We start from the raw sequence: 6,130 nt of genomic DNA on the forward strand, positions 1-6,130 counted from the left end.
AAAATGCCTAAGTGTAGCAAATGTAGCAAAGATTGGGATTCGATTTAGATTATTTACCCCGGGGATTAATTTCAATAGTTGTTTTATTCCCAGCTTTTAGCAGGCGTATGTAGTGATGTTCGATTAGCATTTCCAATGCATCATCTCTTTGTGTTTTGCTACGCAAGGGTCCAAACTGCAAAATATCCCTGGGCGTTACGATTTGCGGCCTTTGCTCCAAGAGCCAAGCAAGTAATTTTCTGGCATCTTCAAGATCAGGCTGTGTTGATTGTGGTTCCAAAAGGCGCCTTGCCTCACTTAAGTACCAATTCATCAAGGTAATTGCTTGCTCGATGTGCTCCACGCTGATGTCCCCTGTTTTACCTGAAAAGAGATGGAAGAGGGCGGCAAGACGGACTGCATTTTCAGCGGCTTTGCTCGCAAAGTCCTTAATTTCCATCCATTGTCCTTGGGCAGTTAATCCTGCTTCAATGCCATTAAAGAATTGAACCCATAAGTGCTTTGCCTGAGCATTCATTTTTAGTAAAGGCAGGTTAATACAGCCTGCCTGGTTTAAGCGTTGAGATTGATCCAGACAATCCGTAATACGTTGCTCATATTCATTTAAACCCTCAAGCCTCTCTGGAGGTTCTTGGTAAAATCGTGTTCCCATGGAGCTGTCTGGGTAGGCAAGCAGACAGCGCGCCAAAAAACCGCTTTGACGGCTGATTCCGGTGGCCTGGCTAATCATCTGATCTAACAGTAGTGGTTGCATCATCAGGTTTAAGGTAAGGCGTCTGTTCTCAATGATAAAGCTTTGCGAGGTCTTGCGATGTGCTGCAAAGGATTTTCCTTCCCACAAACGATTAAGTAACGCGACAAATCGCATGGGGTTCGATTGCATGCTGTGACTGCCGAGGATTATGCCTGCCTCATCTGACCAAAGAGACGCACTTGGCCAGCCGTGGGCTAGATGGATTGCCAATGCTTCTTGCGTTGCATCTTCAAAGTAGAGGGTGGGTTGTATGGGTATATCTGGCTCCTGATGCACCAGATAATCGAGTAAATCTTTGTAATAATCGCTGTCTTCACCCGAATAGACGGTACGTTTGATTTGGGTAAGCAGTCCATCTCGTTCCATCTGCCAGGCTTTGTGTTGGGTTAATGCGCTCAATCGCTCAGGTTCTCGTTTTTTACGTACCGCTGCTTCCCATTGGCGGATGGCTTTGGAAAACACATTATCAGCAGCACTCTTGCGCTCACCCGAGCTTGCAATGACTAAAAAATAGAGTGAAACAGGGCTAACCAGATAATTGTCTCGGGCTACATTGGCAAGTGTTTGACAGGCCAAAGACAGATTAGCCAAGGCTCCACTTGCCACCAGTGACAGAGGTTGTTGTCCGTAGCATTGATAGGCATTAACCACTTGTTGCAGGATATTGGGTAATGCATCAAAAGGGTATGGGGTTGCATTGCTCAGCACATGGGTTAATGGGGTCGGGTGATTCCAATTTCCTGATTGGTTGTTCTGACTGAATAAGGCGGGCTGTTTTTTGATAGGGCTGGACATCAAGTGCTGATATGAAAAAGAAAGTGTCAGGTATTTTACGCGCAGACCCAACCGTTGTAAAATCGACTTTAGTTAGAAAATAGTGTCATGCAGATTAATCAGGCTTAGCTTATGACGCTTAACACATCACCTTTAGGTATATCATGGAACTTTTAGATAAAATTAGCGCGCTGGAGGAGGAAGCCTCCCAATTTGGATTCAAGTGGCAAAATGTAGAGCAAATCATGAGTCAAATTCACAGTGAGTGTGATGAAATAAAGGAGCACCTAGACTATGACTCTTCTAAAGCGAATCAAACTTCGTTGCAAGAAGAAATTGGCGATTTACTTCACGCGGTATTTTCTCTGTGTCTTTTTTGCAAGTTAAGCCCAAGGGTAACACTTGGGCAATCGCTAACTAAATTTGAAAGGCGGCTACGGGCGGTTAAATTAATTGCCGAGGAACGTGAACTGATTAACCTGGAGGGTTTACCTTTTGATGAGTTGATGCTTATTTGGGATAAGGCTAAAGAATTAGTGGGATAGAGAAGTTTCATTTCATTATAAAAAGTGAGCTAAAATCTATCCGTTGTGCCTGTGCGCAGCTGTACATGCCACTGATTTGAGTTCATCCATGAACCCGCTAGTGCTTCAACATCCTGTCAACATACCAGCTACGCCAAACAAATTCAGTATAGCTTTTCTGCGCCAATAATCCATTGACTGGTATGCTGAATTTTTTGTAAGAGATTTCTTAACCTATGGGTAAATGAACCCTAAGTAGCGGTGGCTTTTTTGAGGAGGTTAAAGTTCTTCTATGGAATATTCAGCCAGCAAATGGTCTTTTTTAATTAATAACTCCAGGGCGGTTTGTCTTAAGCTTGTGTCTTGCTGTTTAATCGCCATAGTCATTGCTTTCCTAGTGCCCACAAAAACCGCTAATTTTTTTGCTCTGGTTAATCCCGTATAGATTAAATTTCGATACAGCATCTTAAAATGCTGGGTGAGCACGGGAATAATGACCGCTGCAAATTCGCTGCCTTGTGATTTATGAATGGTGATAGCGTAGGCTAAATCCAATTCCATAATGTCTTCTTTTTGGTAATGAACCTCGCGATGGTCAGGTAAAAAGGAGACCATGCAAGTAAGCTCTTCATTATCAATTTGGATGATTGTTCCAATATCCCCATTAAACACGTTTAAATCATAATTGTTGCGCCTATGGATTACTCTATCCCCTTCGCGAAAGATTCGCTCCCCAACTTTTAATTGACTTTTATCTGATGAGTAGGGGTTTGCTTTATCTTGAATGACGTTATTTAAGTTCGCAGAGCCTAAGGTTCCTCGGGTCATGGGCGTTAAAATTTGAATTTCAGTGGTGGTTCCATGGTATTTCGGTATCCAGTTTAAATACAATTGAACCACCACATCAACGGCACTAAGGCCATAGTGTAATGATGACCAGGGATGAATTTTTTTCAATAGCAGTTTTAAAGCCTGCACCTCACTATCGCTGTGCTGTAACTTTTCTAAGTCAACATGTTTGAACTTTTTTGGAATTTCAAAATCATGTTCGTAGGCGGAAGTGATTTCTTCTTTTGTCCTGAATTCAAAAGGGGTTCCATGTAAAGACTCTTCCAAATCGGCGGTTTTCCAGTGAAAATAATTTTTTACTTTGGCGACAAACCCAAGCTGTTCTTTGGTGGCTTCATCGGAGTCAATAAAGAGACAATCCTCCCCTGAGCGCCATAGTTCAGGCTGATGAAACGGTGAATTAATGGGTGGGATTTGAGATTGATTGATGGCATGAGCGTATTTGATGATTGAAGAGGCTTGTGCCTGGCGAAAGATTTGGGTCAAGCGAAAGCAAGGGATAACGCCTGAGGCAATCACATCCTTCAGAACGTTGCCTGCGCCAACTGGTGGAAGTTGGTCGGCATCACCAATAAAGAGAACCTGACAGTTTTGTGGCACCGCTTTTAATAATGAGGCACTTAAACTGACATCCAGCATGGAACATTCATCTACTATTAAAAAATCAGCAGTCAGTGGGTTTTCTTCGTTCATTTTAAACTCACCACCTTTCCACTCAAGAAGACGATGAATTGTTTTAGCCTCCCGCCCAATGACTTCGGTCATCCTTTGTGTGGCACGCCCGGTGGGGGCTGCAAGAAGAATATTTTTCTTCATTGCTAGAAGAAGCTTAACGAGAACCAGGGTCGTGGTGGTTTTTCCGCACCCAGGGCCACCTGTTAATACTGAAAATCGATGCTGAACAATCTGGCTTACCGAAATACGCTGCTCTTCACTTAAGGAAATTGATTGGTGTTGGCAATAGGTGTTAATCCAGCAGGTTACTCGTTCTGAGTCCAAGGCAACTAAACCGCCGATGTCTTTAATCCTTTGGGCAACCGTTTGTTCATCATAAAACAGTGTTTTTGAGTAATAAGCAATGCAGTTCAGATTTTCTTTCTCAATCACACGTGTTTTAAGTTGTTGGTCTTGCTCCATCAATGTAAGGCGCTCTATGAGTTGAGCCTCTAGGTCCATATCAATTAACTCGATGATTCCTGCATTGATTTGGGGTAGTGTTAAATAGCAATGCCCCTGTTCTCGACTTGCAGCCAAAACATGCTTTATTGCTGCAATGATTCGTTGCTGGCTATCAGGAGGCACACCAAGACTTAAGGCCACTTTATCGGCTGAAAAAAAGCCAATTCCATAAAAATCATTGGCAAGCCGATAGGGATTTTCAGTGACAATTTTTATTGCTTCATCAGTGTATTTTTTATATATTTTGACTGCAAAAAGAGTGCTTATTCCATGATGTTGCAAAAACATCATGACATCTCTTATTGCTTTATGTTCCGTCCATGCAGCCTCAATCATGTGCAGTTTTTTGGTGGCAATTCCTGGAACCTCAGTTAATCGATTGATGTTGGATTCAAATATCTCTAAGGTTTCTTGTTTAAAGTAGGTCACAATTTTTTTTGCGGTTTTTGGACCAACACCCTTGATAAGACCAGAGCCTAGATATTTTTCCAAGGAGGCTGCGGTTGCAGGTTTTTTTTCAATGGCTTTATCTGCTTTAAATTGACGACCGTATTTTTTATCAATAGTCCATGCGCCGATAAATTCCATGGTGGCACCGGCGAATACTTTGGTTTGATGGATAGTGACTGTTTCTTGTTGTTGGGGTGCATTAAGCGGATGGACTCGAAGAACAGACCAACCAGTTGCTTCGTTGTGGTATGTTACTTTGCTGACAATACCTTTTAGAACTTCATCTAGTGTTTTCATTAAAAAGCAATTATCAATAAGCGTGTCATATTAAGTCAATCCTAAGTAAAAAAATCAATAATAGGGAAGAAAATAGACTCATATCTGATAAAGCCCTACGGTTTACTAGCGGTACACGGCCATTTTCCGTTTATTGTATGGCCTGAGCTTTACTAATGATCATTGCTTTTCTTTGATTCTCGGCTAATTTACAATTTGTTGATCGGATTAGTGGATCTTTACTTGAGGCGCAGAGTTTTTCAAATATCTCTAAAGACTTGTCTGTCTTCACGTGATCAGCAGTTGCTGCAAAGGGCATTAAAATTAGAAACGCAATTATTTTTTTCATGATATCCCTGTGTGTCAATATGTATTTCATTTAGTAATTACTTTACTTGAGATGTAACTTTAGGTGAATTTATTTTCTTCCAGTCTTTGTCTTTAGAAAAAATAAAAGAAGCCGCTTCCTCAAAAAAATGGTCAATCTCACTGATTCCAGCCCAGTCACAATATCGCTGAATTTCCGCGTATATTTCTTTATTAATCTCAAGTTTGATTTTTTCTTTATCACTAATTTTTTTAGCGGTTATTAAAGCCATTTGATTTCCTTGTTCTATTAATTTATTTAATATTTCACTTATTTAAGTTGACTTAATATGATGAGTATTTCCTATTTTAGAAGCAGGCATCATTAGAACTTTTAGTGCAAAATGAACCATCAATTATACCTAGGTTTTCAATTGTTGATAGTCTGATTAAATGATTTATAGATGGTTCATTGTTCTTATTATATTCCAGCACGTGAATTTCATTTTTTTGGATTAAATGAGTTAATTTTAAAAATTTAATTAATAATGTTTTTAGTAATCTCAATTACCAATTCCTTATTAAATTAATTGTTAAACCAGTACATCGAGTATAAATAATATTTATAGAACTATATAGAGGCACAAAAAATAAATATTCTTTTGTATTTATAAATAACGATTGCTAAATGGATCATAACTACTAGTATAGGTTTGGATTGGACGATGGTAATCACTATGCCAATTACTGTGTCTATCAGATGCACTTGTCCCAAAAGAATTACCCAGGCTATCCAAATTACCAATCATCGGAAGGCCAGTAACAGGATTAATTTCCGTATCATTATTTGTTTTATTATGACTGTATCTACTACGGTAATTTGGGTTCGGCTCTGCAATTATTTTACAAAATAATATAAAGGGTTTGAATATCATTTTAATCCATTTCATTAGAAAAACTCCTACAGTATAAAATTGCTTAGTTAAACAGCAAAACCCATTAAAAAGTCACCAATCAC

6 protein-coding genes are annotated in these 6,130 nt (G+C 39.8%); 1 reads left to right on the forward strand and 5 read right to left on the reverse strand.

The window, feature by feature from the left end; genetic code table 11:
• Positions 1–49: 49 nt before the first annotated feature.
• Entirely contained in the window at positions 50–1,549 is a 1,500-nt protein-coding gene (locus tag HRS36_RS18310) for a YfjI family protein (RefSeq protein ID WP_173238685.1), read from the reverse strand.
• Between the two features lie 143 nt (positions 1,550–1,692).
• Here HRS36_RS18310 and HRS36_RS18315 point away from each other — a divergent pair, with 143 nt between their 5' ends.
• Positions 1,693–2,073 carry a MazG nucleotide pyrophosphohydrolase domain-containing protein gene (locus HRS36_RS18315; RefSeq protein ID WP_173238686.1) on the forward strand — a complete coding sequence of 127 codons (381 nt, stop codon included), beginning with the start codon at positions 1,693–1,695 and terminating at the stop codon, positions 2,071–2,073.
• A 258-nt stretch (positions 2,074–2,331) separates the two neighbouring features.
• On the opposite strand, the gene recD2 is transcribed toward HRS36_RS18315, so the two are convergent.
• The 4 genes from recD2 to HRS36_RS18555 all read right to left on the reverse strand — a co-directional run bounded on the left by recD2 (position 2,332) and on the right by HRS36_RS18555 (position 6,062).
• The gene (gene recD2 / locus HRS36_RS18320) at positions 2,332–4,827 is read right to left on the reverse strand and encodes an SF1B family DNA helicase RecD2 (protein ID WP_173238687.1); all 2,496 of its coding nucleotides are present in this window, start codon (positions 4,825–4,827) and stop codon (positions 2,332–2,334) included.
• Positions 4,828–4,957: 130 nt separating this feature from the next.
• Positions 4,958–5,155, reverse strand: coding sequence for a hypothetical protein (locus tag HRS36_RS18325; protein ID WP_173238688.1), 198 nt, complete (start codon positions 5,153–5,155; stop codon positions 4,958–4,960).
• A 37-nt stretch (positions 5,156–5,192) separates the two neighbouring features.
• Positions 5,193–5,405, reverse strand: coding sequence for a hypothetical protein (locus HRS36_RS18330; protein WP_173238689.1), 213 nt, complete (start codon positions 5,403–5,405; stop codon positions 5,193–5,195).
• A gap of 375 nt (positions 5,406–5,780) precedes the next feature.
• A complete protein-coding gene (locus HRS36_RS18555; protein WP_197933228.1) occupies positions 5,781–6,062 on the reverse strand; it encodes a hypothetical protein in 282 nt (93 codons plus the stop codon).
• Positions 6,063–6,130 lie beyond the last annotated feature (68 nt).

Origin of the sequence: Legionella antarctica (genome assembly GCF_011764505.1) — a bacterium.
GTDB lineage: Bacteria > Pseudomonadota > Gammaproteobacteria > Legionellales > Legionellaceae > Legionella > Legionella antarctica.

What these genes read in the sequence shown, in the direction of transcription:
- HRS36_RS18310 (WP_173238685.1), bottom strand. Translation starts at nt 1,549, where the DNA reads ATGTCCAGCCCTATCAAAAAACAGCCCGCCTTATTCAGTCAGAACAAC.
- HRS36_RS18315 (WP_173238686.1), top strand. Translation starts at nt 1,693, where the DNA reads ATGGAACTTTTAGATAAAATTAGCGCGCTGGAGGAGGAAGCCTCCCAA.
- recD2 (WP_173238687.1), bottom strand. Translation starts at nt 4,827, where the DNA reads ATGAAAACACTAGATGAAGTTCTAAAAGGTATTGTCAGCAAAGTAACA.
- HRS36_RS18325 (WP_173238688.1), bottom strand. Translation starts at nt 5,155, where the DNA reads ATGAAAAAAATAATTGCGTTTCTAATTTTAATGCCCTTTGCAGCAACT.
- HRS36_RS18330 (WP_173238689.1), bottom strand. Translation starts at nt 5,405, where the DNA reads ATGGCTTTAATAACCGCTAAAAAAATTAGTGATAAAGAAAAAATCAAA.
- HRS36_RS18555 (WP_197933228.1), bottom strand. Translation starts at nt 6,062, where the DNA reads ATGAAATGGATTAAAATGATATTCAAACCCTTTATATTATTTTGTAAA.